We start from the raw sequence: 555 nt of genomic DNA on the forward strand, positions 1-555 counted from the left end.
GTATAAGAGACAGGTGGCGGCTGGGCGCCGACCGCCGGGACGGCGGGGCCGACCAGGACGGCGACGGTGGCGGCGATGGCCACCTTGCCGATGAGGCCGCCGGCCGACCACGGGATGGTGGCCTGGGCCACCCAGCCGGCCGCGGCGACCGGGAGCAGGCCGCGGAGCGTCGCGTTGACGTCGGCGAGTTCCAGGTAGGCGGCGCGGCAGCGGGCGCAGTCGTCCAGGTGTTGCCGCAGGCCGCGGGCCGCGGCCGAGCCGCGGACGAAGGAGCCGAGCTTGCGCGCGTAGCGGCGGCAGTCGGCGTCCTGGTGGGTGACGGCGTCGTTGACGTGGGCCTGGAGGTACGCCTGGCGCAGCCCCTCGCGGGCCCGGAACGCGAGGACGGCGGTGGCGTTCTTGGTGAGCCCGAGGTCACGGCCCACCCGGGCGAGCGGCTGGCCCTCGACGGCGGTGCGCCACAGCACCTCGCGCCACCGGTCCGGGAGGGTGGCGAACGCCTCGGCGAGCATGACGCGTTCGGCGTGGTGGATGGCCTGGGACTCGGCCGAGGGG

Annotated in this window: 1 protein-coding gene; it reads right to left on the reverse strand. The window is 76.4% G+C overall.

Features of this window, described 5'->3' with window-relative positions:
• Positions 1 to 555, reverse strand: a 555-nt coding sequence (locus tag E1283_RS37950; protein WP_165956394.1) for a sigma-70 family RNA polymerase sigma factor, incomplete at both ends; no start/stop codon positions are given.

Source organism: Streptomyces hainanensis (genome assembly GCF_004348415.1).
Classification (GTDB): Bacteria; Actinomycetota; Actinomycetes; order Streptomycetales; family Streptomycetaceae; genus Streptomyces; species Streptomyces hainanensis.